This is a genomic window from Streptomyces sp. NPDC018029 (assembly GCF_044327655.1).
Classification (GTDB): Bacteria; Actinomycetota; Actinomycetes; order Streptomycetales; family Streptomycetaceae; genus Streptomyces.
Window position 1 is genome coordinate 284,651 of sequence record NZ_JBIRFV010000010.1, and the last position, 25,136, is coordinate 309,786.

24 protein-coding genes are annotated in these 25,136 nt (G+C 71.8%); 5 read left to right on the plus strand and 19 right to left on the minus strand.

What is annotated here, in order from left to right:
- Positions 1-32 precede the first annotated feature (32 nt).
- Positions 33-1,325: a DUF6986 family protein gene (locus tag ACH4D5_RS29715; RefSeq protein WP_398308304.1), complete on the minus strand. Its 1,293-nt coding sequence runs from the start codon at positions 1,323-1,325 to the stop codon at positions 33-35.
- Positions 1,326-1,570: 245 nt separating this feature from the next.
- On the opposite strand from ACH4D5_RS29715, the gene ACH4D5_RS29720 reads away from it, so the two are divergent.
- Complete coding sequence (locus ACH4D5_RS29720; RefSeq protein WP_398308306.1) at positions 1,571-2,479, plus strand: endonuclease/exonuclease/phosphatase family protein; 909 nt, start codon at positions 1,571-1,573, stop codon at positions 2,477-2,479.
- A gap of 59 nt (positions 2,480-2,538) precedes the next feature.
- Here the strand turns inward: ACH4D5_RS29720 and ACH4D5_RS29725 are convergent, their stop codons facing one another.
- The 4 genes from ACH4D5_RS29725 to ACH4D5_RS29740 all read right to left on the minus strand — a co-directional run bounded on the left by ACH4D5_RS29725 (position 2,539) and on the right by ACH4D5_RS29740 (position 5,651).
- Positions 2,539-3,501: an electron transfer flavoprotein subunit alpha/FixB family protein gene (locus ACH4D5_RS29725; RefSeq protein ID WP_398308308.1), complete on the minus strand. Its 963-nt coding sequence runs from the start codon at positions 3,499-3,501 to the stop codon at positions 2,539-2,541.
- 58 nt (positions 3,502-3,559) lie between these two features.
- Positions 3,560-4,345, minus strand: coding sequence for an electron transfer flavoprotein subunit beta/FixA family protein (locus ACH4D5_RS29730; protein WP_365360227.1), 786 nt, complete (start codon positions 4,343-4,345; stop codon positions 3,560-3,562).
- A gap of 231 nt (positions 4,346-4,576) precedes the next feature.
- The gene (locus ACH4D5_RS29735; RefSeq protein WP_398308310.1) at positions 4,577-5,086 is read right to left on the minus strand and encodes a flavin reductase family protein; all 510 of its coding nucleotides are present in this window, start codon (positions 5,084-5,086) and stop codon (positions 4,577-4,579) included.
- Between the two features lie 238 nt (positions 5,087-5,324).
- A complete protein-coding gene (locus tag ACH4D5_RS29740) occupies positions 5,325-5,651 on the minus strand; it encodes a thioredoxin family protein (protein WP_398308312.1) in 327 nt (108 codons plus the stop codon).
- Positions 5,652-5,885: 234 nt separating this feature from the next.
- Between ACH4D5_RS29740 and ACH4D5_RS29745 the strand changes: the two genes are divergently transcribed.
- On the plus strand, positions 5,886-6,614 hold the full coding sequence (locus ACH4D5_RS29745) for a lysophospholipid acyltransferase family protein (protein WP_398308313.1): 729 nt from the start codon (positions 5,886-5,888) through the stop codon (positions 6,612-6,614).
- A 13-nt stretch (positions 6,615-6,627) separates the two neighbouring features.
- Here the strand turns inward: ACH4D5_RS29745 and ACH4D5_RS29750 are convergent, their stop codons facing one another.
- From ACH4D5_RS29750 to ACH4D5_RS29800, 11 genes are all read right to left on the minus strand, one after another.
- Positions 6,628-7,314: a B3/4 domain-containing protein gene (locus tag ACH4D5_RS29750; RefSeq protein WP_398308315.1), complete on the minus strand. Its 687-nt coding sequence runs from the start codon at positions 7,312-7,314 to the stop codon at positions 6,628-6,630.
- Between the two features lie 13 nt (positions 7,315-7,327).
- Complete coding sequence (locus ACH4D5_RS29755) at positions 7,328-7,924, minus strand: transglutaminase family protein (RefSeq protein WP_398308317.1); 597 nt, start codon at positions 7,922-7,924, stop codon at positions 7,328-7,330.
- A gap of 94 nt (positions 7,925-8,018) precedes the next feature.
- On the minus strand, positions 8,019-9,089 hold the full coding sequence (locus ACH4D5_RS29760) for a threonine aldolase family protein (RefSeq protein ID WP_398308476.1): 1,071 nt from the start codon (positions 9,087-9,089) through the stop codon (positions 8,019-8,021).
- 20 nt (positions 9,090-9,109) lie between these two features.
- Complete coding sequence (locus ACH4D5_RS29765) at positions 9,110-9,850, minus strand: SDR family NAD(P)-dependent oxidoreductase (RefSeq protein ID WP_398308319.1); 741 nt, start codon at positions 9,848-9,850, stop codon at positions 9,110-9,112.
- A 26-nt stretch (positions 9,851-9,876) separates the two neighbouring features.
- Positions 9,877-11,289: a DUF6421 family protein gene (locus tag ACH4D5_RS29770; RefSeq protein WP_398308321.1), complete on the minus strand. Its 1,413-nt coding sequence runs from the start codon at positions 11,287-11,289 to the stop codon at positions 9,877-9,879.
- 81 nt (positions 11,290-11,370) lie between these two features.
- Positions 11,371-12,435, minus strand: a complete 1,065-nt coding sequence (locus ACH4D5_RS29775) for an alpha/beta hydrolase fold domain-containing protein (protein WP_398308323.1) — start codon at positions 12,433-12,435, stop codon at positions 11,371-11,373.
- Positions 12,435-13,592 (minus strand): LLM class flavin-dependent oxidoreductase, encoded by a 1,158-nt coding sequence (locus tag ACH4D5_RS29780; protein ID WP_398308325.1) that lies wholly within the window; start codon positions 13,590-13,592, stop codon positions 12,435-12,437. The genes ACH4D5_RS29775 and ACH4D5_RS29780 overlap by 1 nt, the downstream gene beginning before the upstream one ends.
- Positions 13,593-13,682: 90 nt before the next feature.
- The gene (locus ACH4D5_RS29785; RefSeq protein ID WP_398308327.1) at positions 13,683-14,870 is read right to left on the minus strand and encodes a GDSL-type esterase/lipase family protein; all 1,188 of its coding nucleotides are present in this window, start codon (positions 14,868-14,870) and stop codon (positions 13,683-13,685) included.
- 37 nt (positions 14,871-14,907) lie between these two features.
- On the minus strand, positions 14,908-15,483 hold the full coding sequence (locus ACH4D5_RS29790; protein WP_398308329.1) for a TetR/AcrR family transcriptional regulator: 576 nt from the start codon (positions 15,481-15,483) through the stop codon (positions 14,908-14,910).
- Between the two features lie 98 nt (positions 15,484-15,581).
- On the minus strand, positions 15,582-16,478 hold the full coding sequence (locus ACH4D5_RS29795) for a GNAT family N-acetyltransferase (RefSeq protein WP_398308331.1): 897 nt from the start codon (positions 16,476-16,478) through the stop codon (positions 15,582-15,584).
- Positions 16,479-16,533: 55 nt separating this feature from the next.
- Positions 16,534-18,249 carry a dihydroxyacetone kinase subunit DhaK gene (locus tag ACH4D5_RS29800; protein WP_398308333.1) on the minus strand — a complete coding sequence of 572 codons (1,716 nt, stop codon included), beginning with the start codon at positions 18,247-18,249 and terminating at the stop codon, positions 16,534-16,536.
- 313 nt (positions 18,250-18,562) lie between these two features.
- Between ACH4D5_RS29800 and ACH4D5_RS29805 the strand changes: the two genes are divergently transcribed.
- Positions 18,563-19,360, plus strand: a complete 798-nt coding sequence (locus tag ACH4D5_RS29805; RefSeq protein WP_398308335.1) for a hypothetical protein — start codon at positions 18,563-18,565, stop codon at positions 19,358-19,360.
- Here the strand turns inward: ACH4D5_RS29805 and ACH4D5_RS29810 are convergent.
- The 3 genes from ACH4D5_RS29810 to ACH4D5_RS29820 form a co-directional block, all read right to left on the minus strand.
- A complete protein-coding gene (locus tag ACH4D5_RS29810; RefSeq protein WP_398308337.1) occupies positions 19,347-19,751 on the minus strand; it encodes a hypothetical protein in 405 nt (134 codons plus the stop codon). The two genes, ACH4D5_RS29805 and ACH4D5_RS29810, sit on opposite strands and share 14 nt — an antisense overlap.
- 119 nt (positions 19,752-19,870) lie before the next feature.
- Complete coding sequence (locus tag ACH4D5_RS29815; protein ID WP_398308339.1) at positions 19,871-20,866, minus strand: alpha/beta fold hydrolase; 996 nt, start codon at positions 20,864-20,866, stop codon at positions 19,871-19,873.
- A gap of 161 nt (positions 20,867-21,027) precedes the next feature.
- Positions 21,028-21,822, minus strand: a complete 795-nt coding sequence (locus ACH4D5_RS29820; RefSeq protein WP_398308478.1) for an SDR family NAD(P)-dependent oxidoreductase — start codon at positions 21,820-21,822, stop codon at positions 21,028-21,030.
- 228 nt (positions 21,823-22,050) lie between these two features.
- On the opposite strand from ACH4D5_RS29820, the gene ACH4D5_RS29825 reads away from it, so the two are divergent.
- Complete coding sequence (locus ACH4D5_RS29825; RefSeq protein ID WP_398308341.1) at positions 22,051-23,493, plus strand: amidohydrolase family protein; 1,443 nt, start codon at positions 22,051-22,053, stop codon at positions 23,491-23,493.
- A 142-nt stretch (positions 23,494-23,635) separates the two neighbouring features.
- Positions 23,636-25,123 (plus strand): nucleobase:cation symporter-2 family protein, encoded by a 1,488-nt coding sequence (locus ACH4D5_RS29830; RefSeq protein ID WP_398308343.1) that lies wholly within the window; start codon positions 23,636-23,638, stop codon positions 25,121-25,123.
- Positions 25,124-25,136 lie beyond the last annotated feature (13 nt).

The following is a 25,136-nucleotide window of genomic DNA, read 5'->3' on the forward strand; positions in this document are numbered from 1 at the left end:
CGGCGGGGCAGCCGGGACGACGGAGGCCGATGTTACTTGCCCGACCCCGTGAGGTCGCCGCGGCGCGGGCCCGCGAAGCCCTGCAGGCGGGCCAGGGTGAGGCCGGTGAGCCGGGTGACCTCGCCGGCGTCGAGGGCGCCGCAGTCGAGGCCGCGCAGCAGGTAGCCGGCGAGGGCCTTGGCGGTGGCGGGCTCGTCGGCCACGCCGCCGCCCTCGTGGTGACCGGCGTAGGCGGCCAGGCGGGCGGCGGCCGCCTCGAAGCCCTCGCGGTAGAACGCGAACACCGCGGCGTAGCGCGTGGGGATGTGGCCGGGGTGCATGTCCCAGCCCTGGTAGTAGGCGCGGGCCAGGGCGCGCCGGGTGAGGCCGTAGTGCAGCCGCCAGGCGTCGTGGACCTGCTCGGTGGTGCCGACGGGCAGGACGTTGGTGGAGCCGTCCGAGACGCGCACCCCCGTGCCGGCGGCGGCGACCTGCATGACGGCCTTGGCGTGGTCGGCGGCCGGGTGGTCGCTGGCCTGGTAGGCGGCGCTGACGTGCAGGCAGGCGCTGTAGTCGAAGGTGCCGTAGTGCAGCCCCGTCGCGCGGCCCTCGGCGGCCTGGATCATGCGGGCGACGGCGGCGGTGCCGTCGGTGGCGAGGATGGACTGGCTGGTCTCGATCTGGATCTCGAAGCCGATGCGGCCCCGCTCCAGGCCGCGCGCCTTCTCGAACTCCTCCAGGAGGCGCACCATCGCGGTGACCTGCTCGGGGTACGTCACCTTGGGCAGGGTGAGGACGAGTCCGTCGGGCAGGCCGCCCGCCTCCATGAGGCCGGACAGGAAGACGTCGAGGGTGCGGATGCCGCGGTCGCGTACCGACTCCTCCATGCACTTCATGCGGATGCCCATGTACGGGGCCGCGGTGCCGTTCTTGTACGCCTCGGCGACCAGGCGGGCGGCGCGGGCGGCGTCCTGGTCCTCGTCGGCGCCCTTGTAGCCGTCCTCGAAGTCGATGCGCAGGTCTTCGATCGGCTCGCGCTGCAGCTTGGTGCGCACGCGCGTGTAGACGGCGTCGGCCAAGTCGTCGTCCAGGCCGAGGACGGCGGCGAAGGACGCGGCGTCCGGGGCGTGCTCGTCGAGCATCTCCAGGGCCTTGTCGCCCCAGGTGCGGACGGTGTCGGCGGCGAACTGCTGACCGGGGACGTACACGGTGTGGACGGGCTGGCGGGTGCCGGGGTCGCCGGGGTAGCGGCGGTCGAGCTCCGCGTCCACCGGGGCGAGGGAAGCGCTGATGCCTTCGCTGACCGCGCCGGCGAGGCTCGTCGCCACCTTCTCTTGCTGACCCATTCCTGCATCCTCCACACGCTCGGTGCCGCGCCCGGCATTTCCGCTTCACGGAATCAACAATCCGTATAGCGAAGTTATCCGTGACCTTCGTGCTGGTCAACACCTTCCCGTGTCCTGCATCCGTAGCGGACCGCGCGCGTTGACGCGTGTCCCATACCCCGGCGGGGACCGACGCGGCCAGTCTGTGGCCCACATCCTCCCGCGCCCCCGGTGCCGGCCGCGCGGACCGAACTCAAGGAGCTTGCGTGCCCATCGACTCCCCCTTCACGCGCCGTTCCGTCCTGCGGACGGCGCTCGCCGCCGCCGTGGCGGTCCCACTGTCGGGCAAGGCGCTGTCCGGCGGCCCGGCCCACGCCGCCGAAGCGCCGGAGGATCCGGAGGCGCGCCTGGAGGTCATGTCGTACAACGTCCGCTTCGCGAGCAACAGGCCACCGCACACCTGGGCCGAGCGCCGCCCGGTCATGAAGGAGATGCTCCTGCGCGCCCAGCCGCACGTCATCGGCACCCAGGAGGGCCTCTACTACCAGTTGCAGGACATCGAGACGGACCTCGGCTCGAACTACGACTGGGTCGGCACGGGTGTCGGGGGCGGCAGCCGCGACGAGTTCATGGCCGTCTTCTACGACAACCGCCGGCTGTTCCCGCTCGAGTACGAACACTTCTGGCTGTCGGACACCCCGTACACCATCGCTTCGAACACCTGGGGCGCCAACTCGCCCCGGATGGCCTCCTGGGTGCGCTTCCTCGACCTGGTCACGAACACCCAGCTCTACGTCCTCAACACGCACTTCGACCACGTCAGCCAGAACGCGCGCGAGCGTTCGGCGAGCCTCATGGTGGAGCGCATCGCCCTGATGAAGACGACCACGCCACTCATCGTGACGGGCGACTTCAACGCGACGGCGCACGACAACTCCGTCTACACCACGATGCTGGGCGCCGGTCTCGTCGACACCTGGGACGCCGCCAAGGAACGCGGCCCGGCGTACGGCACGTTCGGCGGTTACCGGCCGCCCGTCCTGGGCGGCGGGCGCATCGACTGGGTCCTGACGAGGCCGACGGCGACGGTGCACGCGGCGTCGGTGAACACCTTCTCGCTCGGCGGGCAGTACCCCAGCGACCACTGGGCCGTCCAGGTCACGATGACGCTGTGACGCGGCGAGGCCCCCGCTCCGCTGTGCGCGGGGGCGAGGGCCTCGTACCGACAGTGGGCTCAGCCCTTGCGGGACTTGACCTCTTCGGTGAGCTGCGGGACGACCTCGAACAGGTCGCCGACCACGCCGTAGTCGACGAGGTCGAAGATCGGGGCCTCGGCGTCCTTGTTGATGGCGACGATGGTCTTCGAGGTCTGCATGCCGGCGCGGTGCTGGATCGCGCCGGAGATGCCGGACGCGATGTACAGCTGCGGGGAGACCGACTTGCCGGTCTGGCCGACCTGGTTGGAGTGCGGGTACCAGCCGGCGTCGACCGCGGCGCGCGAGGCGCCGACAGCGGCACCGAGCGAGTCGGCGAGGGCCTCGATGATCGAGAAGTTCTCGGCGCCGTTGACGCCGCGGCCGCCGGAGACCACGATCGCGGCCTCGGTCAGCTCGGGGCGGCCCGTCGACTCGCGCGGGGTGCGCGCGACGACCTTGGTGCCGGTGGCCTTCTCGGAGAAGGAGACGGACAGGGCCTCGACGGTGCCCGCGGCCGGGGCGGCCTCCACGGCGGCCGAGTTCGGCTTGACCGTGATGACCGGGGTGCCCCGGGAGACCCGGGACTTGGTGGTGTACGAGGCGGCGAACACGGACTGCGTGGCCACCGGGCCCTCGTCGCCGGCCTCCAGGTCGACGGCGTCCGTGATGATGCCGGACTTGATGCGGACCGCGAGGCGGGCCGCGATCTCCTTGGCCTCGGCGGACGAGGGGAAGAGCACGGCGGCCGGGGACACGGCGTCGTACGCGGCCTGGAGCGCGTCCACCTTCGGTACGACGAGGTAGTCGGCGAACTCGGGGGCGTCGGCGGTGAGGACCTTCACCGCGCCGTGCTCGGCGAGCGTGGCGGCGGTGGCCTCGGCGCCGGCACCCAGGGCGACGGCGACGGGCTCGCCGACGCGGCGGGCCAGGGTCAGCAGCTCCAGGGTGGGCTTGCGGACGGCGCCGTCCACGTGGTCGACGTAGACGAGAACTTCAGCCATGGGACTTCAATCTCCTGCGGTTACGAAGAAGTTGGGCGGTTGAGGGGATGACTGAAGCTCAGATGAACTTCTGGCCGGCGAGGAACTCGGCCAGCTGCTTGCCGCCCTCGCCCTCGTCCTTGACGATCGTGCCGGCCGTGCGGGCCGGACGCTCGGCGGCGGAGTCGACCTTGGTCCAGGCACCCTCGAGGCCGACCTCTTCGGCGTCGATGTCCAGGTCGTCCAGGTCGAGCGACTCCACCGGCTTCTTCTTGGCGGCCATGATGCCCTTGAAGGACGGGTAGCGGGCCTCGCCCGACTGGTCCGTCACGGACACGACGGCCGGCAGGGACGCCTCCAGCTGCTCGCTGGCGGAGTCGCCGTCACGACGGCCCTTGACCACACCGTCCTCGACCGAGACCTCGGAGAGCAGCGTGACCTGCGGGACGCCGAGGCGCTCCGCGAGGATCGCCGGCAGCACGCCCATGGTGCCGTCGGTGGAGGCCATACCGGCGATGACCAGGTCGTAACCGGTCTTCTCGATGGCCTTGGCGAGCACCAGCGAGGTGCCCATCACGTCGGTGCCGTGCAGGTCGTCGTCCTCGACGTGGACGGCCTTGTCGGCGCCCATGGAGAGCGCCTTGCGCAGCGCGTCCTTGGCGTCCTCGGGGCCGACGGTCAGCACGGTGATCTCCGCGTCGTCCGCCTCGTCGGCGATCTGCAGCGCCTGCTCGACCGCGTACTCGTCGAGCTCCGACAGCAGGCCGTCGACGTCGTCGCGGTCGACGGTCAGGTCATCGGCGAAGTGCCGGTCGCCGGTGGCGTCGGGCACGTACTTCACACAGACAACGATCCTCAAGCTCACGCCGGCTCTCCTACTGCATCGTCTTTATTGGGCTGCTGCCTCGGCTATGGCTACTGCCTTCTTGCAGGCAGCATAGGCGCCTGAAGCGGCGGATCCCGGTCGGGGCGGCCCGCGCTCCGAACGAAATATTACTCATGAGTACACCCAGTTCATTCCCACTGAGCAAGCGCTTTGAACTGTGACCTTCCCAACGCTCCGTAATCACCCGGAGCGCCCCTTCTGCGGGAACTCTCAGTCGCGCAGCGCGTTGAAGCGCCCCTGGTGGTACAGGAGCGGGCGCCCCTCCTCCTCACGGTCGCCGACGACCGCCTCCGCGAGCACGATGCGGTGGTCGCCTGCGGGCACGCGCGCGACGATCCGGCACACCAGCCAGGCGAGCGCGCCGTCGAGCACGGGCACGCCCTCGGGCCCCGCGCGCCAGCTCGTGGGCGCGCCGAAGCGGTCGGCGCCGCTCCGCGCGAACGTCGCGGCGAGTTCCTGCTGCCGTTCGGCGAGCACGTGGACGCCGACGTGCGTGGCTTCGGAGAGCGCGGGCCAGCAGGAGGAGCCCGTGCCGATGCCGAAGGACAGCATCGGGGGCTCCGCGGAGACCGAGGCGAGCGAGGTGGCGGTGAAGCCGACGGGCCGGGCGCCGTGCGTGGCGGTGATCACGGCGACGCCCGCGGCGTGCTGCCGGAATACCGAGCGCAGCAGCTCGGGCGTGGCGAGCCGGGGGGTGGTGAGGGCTGACGATGCCGTCATGGAGTTGTCCTTCTGCCGGGGGTTGCCGGAGGTGCGAGCGGAGGCGTCGTTGCTCAGCACTGCGGACAGCGCGCGCTGGCGTGGCGGCCGAGGTCCACGTGGACGCGCTCGTACAGAAGGAGATCCCGGGGCATGGAGGCAGGCTCGCGATAGATGCCGCGTGCAGTCAAGTCCGTTCCGCAAGGTGAAAGAAGCGTCACGCTCCCGGGCCGCCCCTCGCGACCCGCGCGGCAGCCGGTCACACGGCCTCCCCCAGAGCGGCGATCACATCGGCTCTGCGGGGCTGTCCGGCGGCCCGGCGCACCACCTGCCCCGTCGCGTCCAGGACGAGCACGGTGGGGGTCTTGAGGACGCGCAGTTCCCGTACGAGATCGAGCCGTGCCTCGGCGTCGATCTCCACGTGGGTCACGCCGGGGACCATCTCCGCCACGTCCGCGAGCACTCTGCGGGTCGCCCGGCAGGGCTGGCAGAAGGCGCTGGAGAACTGCACGAGTGTGGCCCGCTCCCCGAGCCGCTCGCCGATGTCCGCCGCGCCGAGCGGTCGCCCGGTCCCGCCTGTCCGCACGCCTGCCTCCGCCCCGACGCGCTCTGCCGCACGCCTTTCCGATCGCTCTGGAGTACAGCATCCGCAGGCCGCGGATGATTCCTACGTGACGAGAATCTCGCGGATTGAAGGCACCAAGGCTGGTCACTCGTCCGTTATTGGGGCACGATCTGCGCAACGCCGAAAAACCTACGGCTGCGTAACTTCCCGCCGGGAACCCCCTCCCCAGGCAAAAACGAAGGGTCATCCCCACCCATGGCAGAGCTTGTCTACCGTCCGGTCATCGGTGCCGCGAAAACCCTTTTCAAGGCATGGGACCTGAAGATCGACTGCAAGGGGTCGGAGAACATCCCGCGCTCCGGCGGGGCGGTTCTGGTCAGCAACCACATCAGCTACCTCGACTTCATCTTCGACGGGCTCGCCGCGCTGCCGCAGAAGCGCGTGGTGCGGTTCATGGCGAAGGAGTCGGTGTTCCGGCACAAGATCTCCGGGCCGCTGATGCGCGGGATGAAGCACATCCCCGTCGACCGCGACAAGGGCGAGACGGCGTACGCGCACGCGCTGGACTCGCTGCGCTCCGGGGAGATCATCGGCGTCTTTCCCGAGGCGACGATCTCGCAGTCGTTCACGCTGAAGACGTTCAAGTCCGGTGCCGCGCGGCTGGCCCAGGAGGCCGGGGTGCCGCTGATCCCGATGGCCCTGTGGGGCACGCAGCGGCTGTGGACCAAGGGGCACCCCCGCAACTTCAAGCGCAGCCACCTGCCGATCACGATCCGGGTCGGCGAGCCGGTGGAGGCGCCGAAGGACCAGTACGCGGGTGCGATCACCCGGCGGCTGCGCGAGCGCTGCCAGGAGCTCCTGGAGGCCGCGCAGCGCGCCTATCCGGTGCGCCCCAAGGGTCCGGACGACACCTGGTGGATGCCGGCGCACCTGGGCGGCACCGCGCCGACCCCGGCCGAGGTGAAGGCCGCCGAGGCCGGCTGAACCGGCCGCGGCGCTAGCGCGGCGGGCGGACGGTGATCCGTGCGCCCGGGCTGGTCTTCGCCAGGAGTTCGGCCAGTTCGGCGGCCGCCGCTTCGAGGCCGGCGTCCTGTCCCATGCCTTCGAGCAGGAAGATCGCGTTCACCGACTCCTCGGTGAGGCGGGTGCGCGGGCCCTGGCGCCAGTTCCAGCGGCGGCAGGTGACGCCCTCGTCGTCGCACCACACGACCTCGCCCGCGTCGGGGTGCTCCACGACCCGCTCCCCCGCGGCCGCGGTCACGAACTCCTCGTCCCCGGTGGCCCGCACGAGCCGCATGCCGCCCTTGATCCGGTCCAGGTCCTCACCGCCGACCGGGATCAGGTGGGCCACGCTGATGGCGTTGTAGACGTCGACGAGCGTGTTGATCCGCGGCAGGCCGCCGTCGGCGAGCGCGCGCTTGGCCAGCGCCTCGGCGGAGTTGCGGGTACGCGAGGGCTTCGCGCCGAAGGCCGTGTACGCGGCGCGCCAGGCGATCATGTGCGGGTCCTCGTGCGGGGCGCGCCCGTCGAGGCGTACGGCCAGCCGGCGGGCGGCGTCGTCGAGGAGGGCGGAGGTGGCCTCCGTGCTGGGGCCGTTGACGAGCCCACGGGCGTCGACGGCGACGTGGGTGAAGCCGGGCGCGAGGGCGCGGACCTCGTCGGAGACGGTCAGGTCGATGGTCATGGTCCGTCGTGCCTCACAGTTCTGCGGGGTAGATCTGCCAGAGGTGGAGTCGGTCCCTGGCCTCTTTGAGCACGCGGAGCGCCACGGGACTCGGTTCAGCATAGAGGACCGGGTAGTCCACTTCATTGGACTCCGGGTCCACCGGCCAGGCCAGCTGTTCCTCGCCGAGGCGGAACTGCGCGTCGACGCCGGCCGGGATGTTGCCGCGCGGGTCCTGCCGGTGCCAGGCGCCGTCGAGCCGCACGGCGACCAGGCCGTGCAAGGAGTAGCCGCTGGTGTTGTCGTCCCGCAGGCGCTGGTAGCAGAACCCCGTCGGGATGTCCTCGGCTCGCAGCAGGGCGGCCAGCGCGTGGGACTTGGCGGTGCAGATGCCGGTCCGTTCGCGCAGCACGTCGGAGGCGCGCCAGGTGACCTCCATGCGGCCGGAGTCCTGCGAGTGCGGAATGGTGTCGCGCACGAACTCGAAGGCGGCGCGTGCGTAGGCGTACGTATCGGCGGATGTTTTTGCGAGAGCGGCCGCCGTCTCGCGGACCAGCGGATGATGGTGGTCGACGACCTCGTCCGCCGCCAAGTACGCAGACAGGTCGGGGTTTTCCTGGATCAGCTGCATGTCACGGGAGCATAGGAATACGGCCGCCCGTACGTCAATGACTTTACGGTCGACCGTATATCTATGCAGCTTTATGCAGTGGGAGAGGCAGCCGTCAGCGGGCCATCTCCTCCTTGAGTGCCGCCAGGAACCCGTCCACGTCCTCCTGACGGGTGTCGAACGCGCACATCCAGCGGACGTCGCCCGCCGCCTCGTCCCAGAAGTAGAAGCGGTACTTCTTCTGGAGGCGCTCGCTCACGTCGTGCGGCAGGCGGGCGAAGACGGCGTTGGCCTGCACGGGGTAGAGGATCTCCACGCCGGGCACGGAGCGGACACCCTCGGCGAGGCGCTGTGCCATCTCGTTGGCGTGCCGGGCGTTGCGCAGCCACAGGTCCTTGGCGAGCAGGGCCTCCAGCTGCACCGACACGAAGCGCATCTTCGAGGCGAGCTGCATCGACATCTTGCGCAGGTGCTTCATGTGGCGCACGGCGTCCTGGTTGATGACCACGACGGCCTCGCCGAACAGCGCGCCGTTCTTGGTGCCGCCGAGCGACAGGATGTCGACGCCGACCGCGTTCGTGAACGTCCGCATCGGGACGTCGAGCGCGGCGGCGGCGTTGGCTATCCGGGAGCCGTCGAGGTGCACCTTCATGCCGAGGCGGTGCGCGTGGTCGCAGATCGCGCGGATCTCGTCGGGCGTGTACAGCGTGCCCAGTTCGGTGTTCTGCGCGATCGAGACGACCTGCGGCATCGCGCGGTGCTCGTCGTCCCAGCCGAACGCCTGCTTGTCGATCAGCTCGGGGGTGAGCTTGCCGTCCGGCGTGGGCACGGTGAGCAGCTTGAGGCCTGCCATGCGCTCGGGGGCACCGCCCTCGTCCACGTTGATGTGCGCGGACTCGGCGCAGATCACCGCGCCCCAGCGGTCGGCGAGCGCCTGGAGCGCGACGACGTTGGCGCCCGTGCCGTTGAAGACGGGGAAGGCCTCGGCGGTCGGTCCGAAGTGGCCGCGGATCACCTGCTGGAGACTGGCCGTGTAGTCGTCCTCGCCGTACGCGATCTGGTGACCGCCGTTGGCGAGGGCGAGGGCGGCCATGACCTCCGGGTGCGCGCCCGCGTAGTTGTCGCTGGCGAAGCCGCGGACGTCCGGGTCGTGGTGGCGCCGGGCGTCCGTCCTCGGCGGGTTCACGGCTTCTCGGGCGGCAGCGGTCACGGCTTCTCGGTCAGCCACAGGCGGTTTCCGTTCACTTCCTTGGCAGGCTTCTCCCAGACACCGGCGATGGCCTCGGCCAGCTCCTTGACGTCCGTGAAGCCCGCGAACTTCGCGTCGGGCTTGGCCTCGCGCATCGCGTCGTGCACCAACGCCTTGACCACCAGGATGGCAGCCGCCGCGCGCGGTCCTTCGTCGCCCCCCGCCTTGCGGAAGGCGTCGGCGAGGGCGAGCGTCCAGGCCTCGGCCGCCGCCTTGGAGGCGGCGTACGCCGCGTTGCCCGCGGTCGGCTTCGACGCGCCCGCCGCACTGATCAGCAGGTAGCGGCCGCGGTCGCTGCGCCGCAGGCCCTCCTCGAAGGCGAGGGAGGTGTGCTGCACGGTGCGGATCAGGAGGTTTTCCAGGTGGTCCCAGTCCTCGAGCTTGGTCTCGGCGAAGCTCTTGCTGCCGCGCCAGCCGCCGACGAGGTGCACCAGGCCGTCGATCCGGCCGAACTCCTTCTCCGTGCGCGTCGCCCACTCGCGGGCGGCGCTCAGATCGAGGAGGTCGACCGTGTCGCCGACGACGGTCGCCCCGCCGTGCGCGTACCGCGCGGCGTCCACGGCCTCGGCGAGGCGGGCGGGATCGGCGTCGGAGGCCACGACCGTGGCACCGGCCTCCGCGAGCCTCAGCAGGGTGGCGCGTCCCGCGGGTCCGGCGGCTCCCGCCACCGCGACCACGGCTCCATCGAGTGCGGACATCTTCCTCGCCTCCTCCTGGCGGCCGCTCACGCGGCGGCCTTCTCGGCGCCCGTGGAAGCGGTGATCCCCTTGGTGGAGGCGATCACGTGCTTCAGCTTCTTGGAGAGCGCCTCATAAAACATGCTGAGCGGAAACTCGTCGGGAAGCACCTCGTCGACGAGTTTGCGCGGCGGCAGCGACGTGTCAAGGGCGTCCGGGCCCTTGGCCCAGCGCGAGCCGGGGTGCGGGGCGAGATAGGTGGACACCAGGTCGTACGCGGCGAACCAGTGGACCAGCTTGGGGCGGTCGATGCCCGCGCGGTAGAGGTCCTCGATCTCGCCGCAGAGCTGGTTGGTGACCTCCGGCGCGCGCTGCCAGTCGATCCTGAGCTGGTTGTCGGTCCAGCGGACCACGTCGTGCTTGTGGAGGTAGGCGAAGAGGAGCTGGCCTCCGAGCCCGTCGTAGTTCTTCACGCGGTCGCCGGTGACCGGGAAGCGGAACATCCGGTCGAAGAGGACGGCGTACTGCACGTCGCGTGCCTGCGGGACACCCTCGGCCTCCAGCTTCACGGCCTCCTTGAAGGCGGTGAGGTCGCAGCGCAGCTCCTCGAGGCCGTACATCCAGAACGGCTGGCGCTGCTTGATCATGAAGGGGTCGAACGGCAGGTCACCGTGGCTGTGGGTGCGGTCGTGGACCATGTCCCACAGGACGAACGCCTGCTGGCAGCGGTCCTGGTCGCCGACCATCGCGCGGATGTCGTCGGGCAGTTCGAGCCCGAGGAGGTCCACGGCGGCCTCGGTGACGCGGCGGAAGCGGGCCGCCTCGCGGTCGCAGAAGATGCCGCCCCAGGAGAAGCGCTCGGGGGCCTCGCGCACGGCGATGGTCTCGGGGAAGAGGACGGCGGAGTTGGTGTCGTACCCGGCGGTGAAGTCCTCGAAGGTGATGCCGCAGAACAGCGGGTTGTCGTAGCGCGTGCGCTCGAGCTCGGCCAGCCAGTCGGGCCAGACCATGCGCAGCACGACCGCTTCGAGGTTGCGGTCGGGGTTGCCGTTCTGCGTGTACATCGGGAAGACGACCAGGTGCTGGAGGCCGTCCCTGCGGTTCGCCGCGGGCTGGAAGGCGAGCAGCGAGTCGAGGAAGTCCGGCACGGCGAAGCCGCCCTCGGACCAGCGGCGCAGGTCCGCGACGAGCGCGCGGTGGTACGCGGCGTCGTGCGGAAGGAGCGGGGAGAGCTCCTCGACCGCTGATATCACGCGGTCCACGGCGAGCTCGGCGATGCTCTTCGCCGGGGCGCCGGCCGCCTCGAAGTCGATGGAGCCGTCGGGCGACTGCCAGGGCCGGATCTCCTCCACGGCACCCTTGAGCACCGGCCACGCCGGGTGGTCCACCACCCGCTCACCGGGCTCGGCGGCGGAAAGAACCGCGCCCTCCGTGCCCGACTGCACAAGAATTTCCGTCATGCCCCATCCTCCCCGGGAGAACCTCGCGTCAGGACACCGTATGCATGCGAGGTTCTCCGGGACAAGGGGGGTCTCCGTAAATTATCCTGCGCCACCCCCATCGACACCGCTGTTTTTCCTGCCGCCCGCCGCTGACTCAATCGCTTCTGCCGCTTCCTGCAGTGCCTTCGCCGCGTCGGGGAGTACGTCGGGGAAGCCGAGGAAGCCGTGGAACATGTGGGGGTAGTGGGCGGGGGTGACCTCCACTCCGGCTGCCCTCAGGCGCTCGGCGTACGCCAGCCCCTCGTCGCGCAGCGGGTCGCAGCCGGCCGTGAGGAGGTGCGCGGGCGGCAGCCCGGTGAGGTCGGCGGCCCGCAGCGGCGAGGCGAGGGGGTGCGTGCCGTCGCCGTCGGGCCCGAGGTACTGCTCCCAGAACCAGCGCATGTGCGCGGCGGTCAGGAAGTACCCGTCCGCGTTCTCCCGGTAGGAGACGGTGTCCTGGGCGGCATCCAGGACGGGATAGAGCAGGACCTGCAGCGCGACCGCGGGTCCGCCCGCGTCCCTCGCTCTGAGGGTCACGGCGGCCGCAAGCCCGCCTCCGCTGCTGTCCCCCGCCGTGACGAGGGCGCCCGGGTCACCGCCGAGGGCGGCGCTCTCACCGGCGGCCCAGCACAGCGCCGCGTACGCGTCGTCGACGGCGGCCGGGAACCGGTGTTCGGGGGCGAGGCGGTAGCCGACGGAGACGACGACGGCACCGGAACGGGCGGCCAGACCGCGGACCGTGGCGTCGTGGGAGTCGAGGCCGCAGAGGGTGTAGCCGCCGCCGTGGAAGAAGACGACGGTGGGGCGGGGGTGCGGGTGTTGATGTGCGTCCGGGTGCGGGAGGTAGACGCGTACGGGGATGTCGGGTGCGCCCGGCGGGCCCGGGATCGTCCTGTCCGTGACCGCTCCGACGGCTGGCGGCGTCTTTGTCGAGGCGGGCGAGGCAGGCGCGGCAGGCGCGGCAGGCGCGGCAGGCGCGGCAGGCGCGGCAGCCAGGATCCGCCGGGCCTCGACGGCGTCGGTGACGGTGCCGCCGAGGTCGGGGAAGGCTGCGGTCAGGGCGTCCACAAGGGGGCGGGCGAGGGGGTCGAGGCGGTCCGGGGGCCCGGCGGGCTCGGGCGGCATCAGGTCAGGGCCGTGCCGGCCGCCGCCGCTTCCCGTTCCCGGGCGCGGAAGTGCGGGATGACCTTCTCGCCCCACTGCCGCAAGGTTTCCAGGCAGGCTTCCTGCGGGACGGTGCCCATCTGGACGAGGCACATGATCTCGTCGGCCCCGGCGTCGCGGAGCCGCTCCACGTAGGCGATGGCGTCGTCGGCGGTGCCGTACGCGTGGTCGGCGTTGAACGTGGCGGTCGAGGCGGGCCGCACCGGAATGTTCTGCTCGTGCAGGCGTGCCACGACCTGCTCGGCGGCCTTGCGCATCTCGGCGGCCTCGTCGCTGCCCTCGACCACCGCCTCGTCGGGCAGGCCGGCGCCGCCGTACCAGTGCCCGATGGACTGCGCGAAGAACCGCTGGCCGCGGATGCCGATGCGCCGTGCCGCCTCCCGGTCGTCGAGCACGACCGTCGGACAGAGCACGGAGAAGTGGTCGTTGACGACGCTCGACACGAGGCGGGCGTCGGTGCGGGCCGCGACGGCGGCGTCGTACGCCTGCCGCATCCCGGCGATCGACTCGGGCCCCGCGAAGCCCATCACCAGGGCGCCGATGCCGAGTTCGGCCGCCTGCGTCAGCGTCTCGGTCCTGCTGCACGCGAGGAAGAGCGGCGGGTGCGGGGTCTGCTTCGGGCGCGGCAGGATCGGGTGCGGGGCGATGTCGAGGAGCTCGCCGTGGTGCTCCAACTCCTCCTTCTCCCACGCTTTCCCGATGATCCGCAGCGCTTCCTCGACCTCTTGGGCCGTACGCTCCCTGTCCACTCCGCAGAGCGACGTCTCCTGCTCCGTGCCGCCCCGCCCGGCGCCCAGGTCGAGCCGCCCTCCGGAGAGCAGGTCCAGCATGGCGGCGCGCTCGGCGACCCTCGCCGGGTGGTTGAAGTTGAACGGCATGCAGACGACGCCGTGGCCGATCCGGATGGTGCTGGTGCGTGCGGCGACCCAGGTCAGGAAGATTTCCGGCGCACTCATGTGTGCGTACCACTTGAGGGAGTGGTGCTCGACCGCCCAGACGCGGTCGAACCCCATCTCCTCCGCGAGCACGGCCTGTTCGACGCTGTCGTGGATGACCTGATGCTCGCGCTCGACGGCCGGATCGGCGAGCTGCGCCTCGAAGATGACGGAGAACTTCACGTGCCCTCCAGGGAGTTGTGCCGTTACGGCATGGCCCTTGGTGTTTCGATTAGTCATATGACTAGCCGTCAGGTCGTGAAGTGGCAAGGGCTATGGCGCGGTGTCCGCGAAGGGGGCGCCCGGGGTGAAGGCGCGGGTCGCGAAGCGTTCGCCTATGCGGCGGTGGGTGGCGGCGTCCGGGTGGAGGTCGTCGGGGAGGGGGAGCTCCTCGGCGTCGTCGGGGCCGTACAGGTCGCGGCCGTCGAGGTAGTGGAGGTTCGGGTCATCGGCGGAGCGCTGCTTCACGATGCGGGCCAGCTCGTCGCGGATGACGTTGAGAGTGAGCTTGCCGGTCGCGCGTTCCGCGGGGTCGCCCATGGCCTTGAAGCGGAGCCGCCCCTCGCCGAAGTTGCTGAAGTCGGGCGCGCTGGGCCCGGGGGTGTCCTCGTGGATGGGGCACAGGATCGGCGAGACGACCAGCAGGGGCACTTCCGGGTGCCCCTCGCGGATGGTGTCGAGGAAGCCGTGCACCGCGGGGGCGAACGCGCGCAGCCGCATCACGTCGGCGTTGACCACATTGATGCCGATCTTGACGCTGATCAGGTCGGCGGGGGTGTCCCGCAGGGTTCGCGCGGTGAACGGGTCGAGCAGGGCACTGCCGGCCAGACCGAGGTTGATCAGCTCCACACCGCCGAGCGACGCGGCGAGCGCGGGCCACGTGGTGGTGGGGCTCGCGGCGTCGGAACCGTGGCTGATCGAACTGCCGTGGTGCAGCCACACCTTGCGGCCCGGGTCGCGTGCGGGCTCGACGGGGGCGTCGGTGCGCAGGGCGATGAGCTCGGTGGTCTCGTTGTGCGGCAGCCAGATCTCGACGTCCTTCATGCCGTCGGGCAAGTCGGCGAAGCGCAGGGTGCCGGGCTCCCCGGCGGTGCGCTCGGCGGTTCCCGCGGTCATGTCGATGGTCAGGACGTGGCCGCCTGCCACGGTCGCGCTGCCGGCCGGGCGGCCGTCGACGAGCAGATCGTAGATGCCGTCGGGGCGGGGCGGTGCGCCCACGTAGGACCGCTTCGTGGGCAGCGTGTCGAGCTCGATTTCGGTGGCCCGGGTGCGGAACGCCAGGCGTACGCCGGAGGGCTGGGACTCGGCCATGGCGAGCTGGCCGTCGGTGTTCTGGGCGCGGGCCCAGGCGGGGAGCCGGTGCGGCAGTACGCCGTGCTCGGTCTGTTCCACGTCGAGCGCGCCGCGCAGCAGCTCGGCAGTGATGGGGGTGGTGGTCCAGTGGTGGTGTTCGGTATGCATTGCCTCAACCTGTTGATCAAGTGTGTGGACGGGGTGGCTAGGCGGACGGTGCGGGCCAGTTGCGCAACAGTGCGTCAAGGGCGTCAATGACGCGCGTCCATGTCTCCTGCGAATCGGGCGCGCTGTGGCTGAACCCGCCCGCGAGCTCCAGGCTCACGTAGCCGTGGAAGACGCTGCCGAGGAGGCGGACCGCGTGCGTCTGGTCGGGTTCCGTCAGGTCGTACCCGCGCAGGATGGCCCGGGTCATCTCCGCGTGCCGGCCACCGGCGCTGGCGGCGGCCGCCTCGGGGGTGAGCCGCAGCTGGGCGGCGGCGTAGCGGCCGGGGTGTTCCCGGGCGTAGTCGCGGTAGACGTTCGCCAGGGCGGCCAGCGCGTCCTTGCCCGCCCGGCCTGCCAGCGCGTCGGCACCCCGGTCGGCGAGCTCGGCGAGGGCGAGCAGGGCGATCCCGGTCTTGAGGTCCTGGGAGTTCTTGACGTGCGAGTACAGGCTCGCGACCTTGACGTCGAAGCGGCGGGCGAGCGCCGAGACGGTCACCTGGTCGAAGCCGACCTCGTCGGCCAGCTCGGCCCCTGCCCGGACCAGACGTTCCGTGGTCAGCCCCACGCGCACCATGACGTTCCCCTCTCTCGACATAAGCGATTATGCATTTGCCTAAGACCTTTAGGCAAATGGCCATGTCGATTAGGGGCTGCGTCGGCCGCGCCGAGCGGCTAGGTGCCCGTGATCCGCTTCTCGAACCAGTGGTGGGCGTAGGGCTCGTCGTTGAACGCAGGGACCTCCTGGAAGCCGCAGGAGTGGTACAGGCCGATCGCCGCGTCCAGCGCCTTGTTGGTGTCGAGTCGCAGGACGTCGCGGCCGTGGCGGGCGGCCAGCGCCTCCAGTTCGGTGAGGAAGCGCCGCCCCAGGCCGAGCCCGCGCGCCTCGGGCGCGACCCACATCCGTTTGATCTCGGCCGGGGCGTCGGCCGGCAGCTTGAGGCCGGCGCAGCCGACGGGCTCGCCGTGCGCCCTGGCGACCAGGAACAGGCCGTGCGGCGGCCGCAGCCCGCCCGCGTCGGGCAGCAGGCTCTGCGCGGGGTCGAAGCCGGTGTCGAAGCGCTCCTGCAGCTCGGTGAAGTAGGACCGCAGGCAGTACTGGGCGTCCGGATGGTCGGGGTCGACGGCGTCCAGGGTGACCGTTCCCGCGGTGAGCAGCCGGTCGACCTCGGCCATGGCGGCGACCAGCCGGGCGCGCTGCGCGGTGTTGAGCGGCCGCAGGAGGGAGTCCGCGAGTTCGTCGCTGCGCTCGTCGAGCAGGGCGCGCTCGGCGCGGCCCGCGTCGGTCAGCCGGACCGTGCGGACCCTGCGGTCGCCGTGGTGCGGCTCCACCGACACCAGACCGTCGGCCTCCAGGGCGCGCAGCAGGCGGCTGACGTAGCCGGAGTCGAGGCCGAGGCGCTCGCGCAGCCGGCGTACGTCCTGCCCCCGGTCCCCCACCTCCCAGAGCAGGCGGGCCTCGCCGATGGGGCGGTCGCGGCCCAGATAGTTGTCGTGGAGCACGCCCACGCGCTGGGTGACGGCGCGATTGAACCGCCGCACCTGATCGATTTCGGTCTGCCCGGCATCCATTCTCTGACCTTAGTCAGAGAATGGATGCCGAGGCGAGCGAAATGACTCCTCCGGATCAGGGCACCGTGATGTGGCCCGGGGCGGGCAGGCGCGGCGCGGTGGCGGGTTCGTGGATGTCCGCGAGGGCCATGAAGAGCAGGGCGACGGCGAGGGCGCCGGGGTCCGGCACGCCGAGGGCGTGGTCGCCCACGTAGCTGGCGCGGCCGCGCCGGGGGCGCAGGGACGCGGTGGCCAGGGCGCCGCGGATGGCCGCCTGGGCCGCGTCGGTGAGCGGAGCCTCGGCCTCGGTGGTGTTCCGTGCCGCAGCCAGGGATTCGGCGGCGGGTGCGAGCGCGTCGACCAGCGTGCAGTCGCCGGGGACCGCGCCGCCCACCCGGTGGATGGCGGCGTGGCCGGCCGCGGCGACCTCCGCGAGCGCGGTGACGGACGGCGCCCCGCCGTCCGCCGGCGACGCGGCGGCCAGGTGCTGGAAGAGGAGCCCGAACAGGGGGCCGCTGGTGCCCCCGACGTCGTTGAGGAAGGCATCGGCCAGCGCTGTCGTGCCGTCCACGCCGGTCTCGTCGGCCAGCTTCACCGCACGGCGTACGCCGCCCGCGAGGTTGTCGCCGAAGTCGCCGTCGCCGACGAGCTGATCGAGCTTGGTGAGGTTGTCGCGCACCTGCGTGACGGTGAGGGCGTAGCGGTCGAGCAGGGCACGGTCGCCGCCCTTGCCCTGCGCGGGAGCCGGGGAGCTGGCGGGCGTCCGCACCGGCGACGCGGGCTCGCCCGGGGCGAGCGAGGGGCGCGGCAGGACGAGCGGGGTCCGGGTAGGAGCGGTCCACAGGTCGGCCCACCCGTCCTCGAGCCGCGTGAGGGTGAGCGAGAAGCCGGCCATGTCCAGGGCCGCGGTGAAGGTGCCGGGGACGACGAGGACCGGCCGCAGGCCGCGGGCGGTGAGTTCGTCGCTCAGCAGCACGGCGATGGCGTTGAGCTCCAGCTCGGTGGTGGCGCCGAGGCCGTTGACGAGGGCGAGCACCTCGTCGGGGCCGTCGGGCAGCGCGTCGAGGAGGTCGTCCGTCATGCGCCGGACGAGGTCGCCGATCGCGGGCCGGGCGATGGTGCGGGTGCCGCGCTCGCCGTGGATGCCCACTCCGTAGTCGAGGGTTCCCTGCTCCAGCGCGAACGCGGGGCTCACCGTGGTGGGCGACGTCTGGGCGCGGGCCGCGACGGCGATGCTGCGGGACCGGGCCACGATCCGGCGGCCCAGATCGGCGAGCTCCTCCAGCGTCGCGCCCCGGTCGGCCGCCGCGCCCAGGAGCTTCTCGACGACGACGGTGGCGGCGGTGCCCCGGCGGCCGGTCGCGCTGTCCGCGCTGTCGGTGGCCAGGTCGTCGTCGACCAGCACCGTGGCGACGGGGATCCCGTCGTGGCGCAGGCGCTCCGCCGCGATCTGGAAGTTGATGACGTCGCCGGTGTAGTTCTTGACGATGTGCAGGACGCCGTCGCTCTTGGCGGCGGCCGCGCTCGCCTCGTAGATCTGCCGGTTGTGCGGGGAGGCGAAGATCTCGCCGGGACAGACGGCGTCCAGGCCGCCCCGCCCCAGGAGCCCGGTGTGCAGCGGCTCGTGCCCGGAGCCACCGCCGGAGACCAGAGCGACCGTGCGGGCCGGGTCGGCGTCGCGCGCCCGCAGATAGAGCGGGCTGCTGTTCACCTCGATCAACCCGGAATGCGCGAGGGCCAGCCCGCGGGCGGCGGTCAGCACGGCATCGTTCTCCGGCAGGAAGTGGCTCATCGGGCTCTCCGTAGGTGTGCGGTGGTGCGGGGCGTACGCGAGCGGCCGGGGTGCGTACGACGGGCGTGGAACGTACAACGTACGACTGCTCCTGCCACCCGGCACTGCAAGGTTCCGGCCACGCCGGGCGGCGTGGCGCTCACCATGGCCGTCCGCCCCGCCCCAAGGTCGGCACTCGGGGATACCGGCACTCTCGCGTTCCGGTCGCCGGGCCCCTGTGCGAGGCTGACACCGTGCACCGGCACGGGCGGCGATCCGTGGCGGGCGCGCGGACTCTTCGTACGACAGCCCCATCTTTGCGAGGTCTTTACAGTTGCTGGACGCGCGACGCGAGGATCTCGGACGGATGCTGCGCGCCTGGCGGATGGCGCGGGACCCCGCGCTGCTGCCCGGCCCCGTGCCCTTCCGCGGCCACCGGAGATACCTCACCCAGCTCGACATGGCCCTGCTCCTCGGGGTCTCCGAACGCTGGTACCGCGCCTTGGAGCGCGGCGAGGACCGTAAGTACGCGCCCGAGATGATCGCCGGTGTCGCGCGCATCCTGGACCTCTCGCCCCGGCAGGCGACGGCTCTCTATCGCGGCACCGGCCACCAGCCGCCGCGTCGGCGAGCCGAGGGCGCGCGGCCGGACGCCGCGCTCCTCGATCTGATGCACCAGCAGCGGCGGGTGAGCTGCATCTGTGACCAGGCCTGGGACGTGGTCGCCGCCAACGCCGTGGCGGCGCGCCACTGCCCCTGGCTGGCCCGCGCCGATGCCAACGCCATGACCTGGGCGTTCTCTCCGGAGGCGCGGTATCAGCTGCGCGACTGGGACACGAAGTGGGCCGCCCCGCTGCTCGGGCGGCTGCGCCTCGACTGGCAGCGTTGGCCGGACAACGAGCGCCTGGACGAGGTGGTGCGGACCGTACGGCGCGAGCCGGGCGTCGCCGAGCTGTGGGAGCGCACGGCCGACGTCCGGGGTCCTTCGGACGACGCGGCACTTCCCATGTACTTCCCGCTGGTGGCGCCCGACCCGGTCGACGTGCGCGTCGCGGCCTACGGCCGGTTCGGCGACACGTCGCTGCGCTGGCTGGTCCTCACCCCGGTGGACCCGGCCGTCACGTTTCCCTGAGTTCCGTGGGCGGGCTACGCCGCGCCCGGCGGCGGGCCCGCGAGACCAGCAGCACGATGCCGAGGACCGCCCCCGCCCCGGCATAGCCGACGACCATGTCCTGCTGGGCGGGGGACTCGCTGATGTGGGCGACGCCCTGCGCCGACACCCAGACGCGGTCGCCGGTGATGCTGCTCGTCCCCTCCCCCTCCTCGTCCCACTCGCCGTCCTCCGGGACGCCCCGGACGGCGCCGCGCACCGTGCGGCCCTGCGGGTCCTGCCACGCGAAGTGGTCCAGCTCGTCCCCTTCGGTGACCGTCGCCCAGTACCCGGAGAGGTAGGTGTCGGTGGCGACGAGCGCGTGGCGCAGCGGTACGGCGAAGGCCACCAGGACGGCCGCCCACACCACCACTGTGAGAACCCTGCGGATTCCGCTCCGGCTCCCCCTCCGCGTACGCCGACCACCGCTCACACCGTGTCTCCCGCCCCGTGTCCACCCGCAGCCCTCGCCGGGGTGTCACGATACGGCCGTCAGCCGGGCAGGCCGGCGAGCCAGTCGACCAGCAGCCGGTTGACCTGCTCGGGGCGTTCCTGCTGGAGCCAGTGGCCGCAGCCGTCGAGGATGTGCGAGGAGCGCAGGCCGGGCAGCGTCTCGGGGAAGGCCGCGATCGCGTCGGCGAGCCAGGTGGTCGAGGCGTCCAGTGCGCCGCCGACGAACAGGGACGGCTGGGTGAGCGGGGCGCCCGCGTAGCCGGGGGTGAGGTCCTCCCAGTCGCGGTCCATGTTCCGGTAGCGGTTGAGCGCGCCGGTCAGGCCGGTCCGCTCGAACTCCCCGGCGTAGACGTCGAGGTCGGGCCCGGTGAGCCAGCCGGGCAGCGGCCCGCCGGGGAACCGGTCCCGCAGCCGTCCGCCACGGGCCGCGAAGTGCGGGTCCGGCGCGTCGGGACCCGGCATGGTGTCGCCGGAGAACGCGGCGTAGAAGCCCGCGAGCCAGCCCCGGACGTCGGGTTCGATCTCGCCCTCGGCGCGGCCGGGCTCCTGGAAGTACGCGACGTAGAACTCCTCGTCGCCGCCCATTCCCGCGAACACGTCGCTGGGGCGCGGGCCGCCCGGCGGCGTGTAGGGGACGCTCAGCAGGCCGACCGCGCGGAAGACGTCCGGCCTGACGAGCGCGGCGTGCGCGGCGACGGTCGCGCCCCAGTCGTGCCCGACGACCACCGCGGTCTCCTCGCCGAGCGCGCGCACCACGGAGACGCTGTCCTCGACGAGGTCGAGCATCCGGTACGCGGAGATCTCCGCGGGCCTCGACGAGCGGCCGTAGCCGCGCACGTCGACGGCGACCGCGCGGTACCCGGCCGCGGCGAGGGCCGGCAGCTGGTGGCGCCAGGAGTACCAGGACTCGGGGAAGCCGTGCACCAGCAGGACGAGGGGGCCCGTGCCCTGTTCCACCAGGTGGATTCGGCCTGCCGGCGAGGGGACCAGCCGGTGGGTGCGGTCGGTGGCGGTCGGTGGCTGGGTCAGGGTCATGAATCCTCCTGGCGGCGTGGGCCCTTGGGGGGCTCCGGCGGCGGCTCCGGCCACGATCATGCGGGGCGCGCCGGCCGGGGGACGAGGGTCGTTGCCGTTCCGGCAAATTTCCGGCACGGCGGTACGGGCTGCGGTACGGGCCCGAGCCACCTCCCCACCGACTACGGAACGATCGAGTCCACGTATCCGCCGTCGACCCGCACCGCGCCGCCCGTCGTCGCCGACGCCAGCGGTGAGCTGAGGTAGACGACCATGTGCGCGATCTCCTCAGGCTCGATGAGCCGCTGGATCAGCGACTGGGGGCGGTGCTCGGTCATGAACTTCCGCTGCGCCTCGTCCCAGGGCAGGGCCCGGTCCACCAGTTCGTAGACGAAGTCCTCGACGCCGCCCGTGTGCGTCGGCCCCGCGATCACGGAGTTGACGGTGACACCCGAACCCGCCGCCTCCTTCGCGAAGCCCCGGGAGACCGCGAGCAGCGCGGTCTTCGACGTGCCGTAGTGGATCATCTCCGCGGGCGTGACGAGCGCCGAGTCGCTGGCGATGTTCTGGATCCGCCCCCAGGAACGGTCCTTCATGCCCGGCAGGTAGTGGCGGATCATCCGCACCGCCGTCAGGACGTTGACCTCGAAGTAGCGGCGCCATTCGGCGTCGGTGATGTCGAGGGCGGGCTCGGCGCCGAAGATTCCGAGGTTGTTGACGAGGATGTCGGTGTGCGGCACCGCTTCGAAGACCTGCCGGGCGCCGTCGTCGGTGGAGATGTCACCCGGCGCGGGGATGAACTCGGCGCCGCCGCACTCCCCTTTCAGCCGGTCGACGGCGGCGTCGACCGAGCCGCGGGAGCGGCCGTTGACCGCGACGCGGGCGCCGGCGCGGGCCAGGCCCACGGCGATCGCGGCGCCGATGCCCTGGGTGGAGCCGGTGACGAGCGCGGTCTTGCCGGAGAGATCGACGAGCACGGTGCGTACCTCCTGGAACGGTTGCCGGACGGGGCGCTTCACCCCGATGTCCACTCCCCCGCCCCAGTCATACGTCAAGTCCGGTCCCTGCGCCGGGGGTTGACACGCCCTGTGGCCGGAATACGTTACATGCAACATGGAACATGCCGTCGAACAACCGGGGGCTCTGTGCCACACACCAGTGATCAACGTCCGCGTCCGTGCGATCTCCTGCTGTCGCACGGCCATGTGGTCACCGTCGACGACCGCCGGGCGGTGTACGAGCCGGGGTCGGTCGCCGTCGTGGGCGGCCGTATCGCGGCCGTGGGGCCCGCCGCCGAGGTCGACGCGGTCTGGCGGGCGGCCCGGACCGTGGACTGCCGGGGCCGGGCCGTGCTGCCGGGCTTCACCGACGGGCACACCCATCTGTTCCAGTCCCTCGCCCGCGGCCTGGGCGAGGGGCTGCCCATCTGGCCGTGGCTGTGCGAATTCATGTGGCCGTACTCCATCGCCATGGGCCCGGACGACGCCCGGGTCGCGGCGACGCTCGGCGCGGTGGAGGCGCTGCGCTCGGGGATCACGAGGGTCGTCGACAACCATTACGCGCCCACGGACGCCGAGACGGTCCTCGCCGTGGCCGACGCGGTCGAGTCGGTGGGCCTGCGGGGCGCGGTCGCCCGCGGCATGCTGGGCGACCGGACAGCCGTGGCGGCGGCGCGGCGCCTGCCCGAGGAACTGTTCCGTCACTCCACCGCCGAGGAACTGGAGCTCACCCGCGAGTGCCTGACGAGGCGTCCGCCGGGGTCGAGGGTGAGCGTGTGGCCCGCCCCGCTGAACCTCAGCTATGTGGACCAGAAGCTGGTCACCGGCGCGGTGGCGCTGGCCGAGGAGTTCAACACGCGCTGGCACACGCACTGTTGTGAGGGCGCGAAGGATCCGGCGAGCTACCGGGAGGCGTACGGCCTGCGTCCCGTGGAGTGGCTCGAACGGGCGGGGCTGCTCGACGAGCGGGCGACGCTCGCCCACGCCGTGTGGCTGGACGACGACGAGATCTCCTGGCTGGGCGAGCGCGGGGCGGGGGTCGCCCACAATCCGGCGTCCAACGCGTACCTCGCCTCGGGGGTCATGCGGCTGCGGGCGCTGCGGGAGGCGGGGGCCGTGGTGTCGCTCGGCACGGACGGGCCCGCCGCGGGGCACCGGCAGGACATGTTCGAGGTGATGAAGCAGGCCCTGTTCGGTCAGCGCCAGCACACCTCGGACCCGGCGGCGCTGCGGGCCGAGGAAGCCCTGGAGCTGGCGACGCGCGAGGGCGGCAGGTACGCGGCGGTCGGCTCGGGGCCGATGCAGGTCGGCTCGGAGCCGATGGGCGTCGGCTCGGGGTCCGCGCACGTCGGCGCCGGGTCCACGCACGTCGGCGCGGGGTCGCTGTGCGTTGGTGCGCCTGCGGATCTCGTCGTTGTCGGCCTCGACCGGCCGCATCTGCGTCCGCTGCACCGCGTCGTGGCGACGCTCGTCTACGCGGCGCGCGGCGCGGACGTCGACATGACCATCGTCGACGGGCGGGTCGTCTTCGAAGACGGCCGCTGCCCGCTGGTCGACGAGGAAGCGCTGCTCGCCGAGGTCCAGGAGCGCGCCGACCACTTGGTGGAGCGGGCGTCCTTCGGCGGCCTGCGAACCCCCTGGCTGCGCTGAACTGCACTGAGCTGCGCTGAAGAGCCACTCCGTACGTCAGTCGACGCGTCTCCGGCTGCCCGTCCGCGGCCTCGTACGTGCGCCACAAGTCACGCCCCGTCGGGACGTCGGCTCACGCCCCATGGGCGGAGGGAGAACGCACATGCCGCACCGGAATCGAGCCCGAAACCGGGACCGTAACCGCGCAGCGCACCGGAAAGAGGCTCCGGACCCCGTCGAGGCCGTACCGTCCGTCTGGCGGCTCGGCGTCTACGGCCTGCAGCACGTCCTCGCCTTCTACGCCGGAGCCGTGGTCATGCCCCTGCTCGTCGCCGAGGGCATCGGCCTGTCGGGCGACGACATTGGCCTGCTCGTCAACGCCTCGCTTCTGACCTGCGGCATCGCCACCCTGCTGCAGTCCGTGGGGCTGCCGGGCATCGGCATCCGGCTGCCGGTCGTCCAGGGCACGTCGACGACCGCCGTCCCGTCGCTCGTCTCCGTGGGCCTCGCGGCGGGCGGTGCGCAGGCGGGGCTGCCGACGGTGTTCGGCGCGGTGATCGCCGCCGGGCTGGCGCTGTTCGTGATCGCGCCCGTCTTCAGCAGACTGGTGCGGTTCTTCCCGCCGCTGGTCACCGGCACCATCGTCACGATCGTGGGCATCACCCTGCTCGCGGTGGCCGCGCGGCAGGTCGGCGGCGGCGATCCGTCGGCCCGTTCCTTCGGTTCGCCCTCGCACCTGGGCCTTGCCGCGGTCACGTTGGCCGCGATCCTGCTCTTCAACAAGCTCTCGCGGGGGTTCCTCGCCACCGTCGCCGTCCTCGCGGGACTCGTCATCGGTACGGTGGTCGCCGCGCTCGCGGGCCGTACGGACTTCTCCGGGATCGGGGACTCCGCCTGGCTGGGGGTGGCGGCGCCCCTGCACTACGGCGCGCCACGGCTCGACGCGGTCGCCGTGCTCTCCATCTTCCTCGTGATGGTCATCATCGCGGTGGAGTCCATCGGGCAGTTCTTCGCCGTCGGGCGGATCGTGGGCCGGGAGGTGTCGGGCCGGCACGTCACGCGCGCCCTGCGGGCCGACGGCCTGGCCACGGCTGCGGCCGGCGCCCTCAACTCCTTTCCCAGCACGGTCTATTCGCAGAACATCGGGCTGATCCAGCTGACCCGGGTGAAGTCGCGCTGGATCGTCGCGGCGAGCGGCGTGATCATGATGCTGCTCGGTCTGGTGCCGAAGGTGGGGGCCGTGGTGGCGTCGATGCCGACGTCCGTGCTCGGCGGGGCGACGATCGTGCTGTTCTCGACGATCGCGGTGGTCGGTGTGCAGATACTCGGCCAGGCGGACCTGACGGACCAGCGCAACACCATCCTCGTCGCGGCCAGTGTCGGCGTCGGTTTCCTGCCGACCGCGTTCCCGCAGTTCGCCGAGCAGATGCCGGGGCGCCACCTGCATGCGCTCTTCGAGAGCGGCATCATCCTCGGCACCCTCACGGCGGTCCTGCTCAACCTCTTCTTCCACCATCTGAGGCTGCCGGGCCAGAAGAAGCCGCCGGGGCGGGAGGAGAAGGACGCGCGCTCCATTGACCGGTCAGAACATTACATGCAACATGAAGAACAGGTGGCCGGGTCCGGTGCACCGACCAAGGAGACGCCGTGACAAGGGAGTTGGG

Bases quoted from the DNA above. Each gene is read 5' to 3' on its own strand.
- ACH4D5_RS29715 (WP_398308304.1), bottom strand. From the start codon at position 1,325: ATGGGTCAGCAAGAGAAGGTGGCGACGAGCCTCGCCGGCGCGGTCAGC.
- ACH4D5_RS29725 (WP_398308308.1), bottom strand. From the start codon at position 3,501: ATGGCTGAAGTTCTCGTCTACGTCGACCACGTGGACGGCGCCGTCCGC.
- ACH4D5_RS29735 (WP_398308310.1), bottom strand. From the start codon at position 5,086: ATGACGGCATCGTCAGCCCTCACCACCCCCCGGCTCGCCACGCCCGAG.
- ACH4D5_RS29745 (WP_398308313.1), top strand. From the start codon at position 5,886: ATGGCAGAGCTTGTCTACCGTCCGGTCATCGGTGCCGCGAAAACCCTT.
- ACH4D5_RS29750 (WP_398308315.1), bottom strand. From the start codon at position 7,314: ATGACCATCGACCTGACCGTCTCCGACGAGGTCCGCGCCCTCGCGCCC.
- ACH4D5_RS29755 (WP_398308317.1), bottom strand. From the start codon at position 7,924: ATGCAGCTGATCCAGGAAAACCCCGACCTGTCTGCGTACTTGGCGGCG.
- ACH4D5_RS29765 (WP_398308319.1), bottom strand. From the start codon at position 9,850: ATGTCCGCACTCGATGGAGCCGTGGTCGCGGTGGCGGGAGCCGCCGGA.
- ACH4D5_RS29770 (WP_398308321.1), bottom strand. From the start codon at position 11,289: ATGACGGAAATTCTTGTGCAGTCGGGCACGGAGGGCGCGGTTCTTTCC.
- ACH4D5_RS29775 (WP_398308323.1), bottom strand. From the start codon at position 12,435: ATGCCGCCCGAGCCCGCCGGGCCCCCGGACCGCCTCGACCCCCTCGCC.
- ACH4D5_RS29785 (WP_398308327.1), bottom strand. From the start codon at position 14,870: ATGCATACCGAACACCACCACTGGACCACCACCCCCATCACTGCCGAG.
- ACH4D5_RS29790 (WP_398308329.1), bottom strand. From the start codon at position 15,483: ATGGTGCGCGTGGGGCTGACCACGGAACGTCTGGTCCGGGCAGGGGCC.
- ACH4D5_RS29795 (WP_398308331.1), bottom strand. From the start codon at position 16,478: ATGGATGCCGGGCAGACCGAAATCGATCAGGTGCGGCGGTTCAATCGC.
- ACH4D5_RS29800 (WP_398308333.1), bottom strand. From the start codon at position 18,249: ATGAGCCACTTCCTGCCGGAGAACGATGCCGTGCTGACCGCCGCCCGC.
- ACH4D5_RS29815 (WP_398308339.1), bottom strand. From the start codon at position 20,866: ATGACCCTGACCCAGCCACCGACCGCCACCGACCGCACCCACCGGCTG.
- ACH4D5_RS29830 (WP_398308343.1), top strand. From the start codon at position 23,636: ATGCCGCACCGGAATCGAGCCCGAAACCGGGACCGTAACCGCGCAGCG.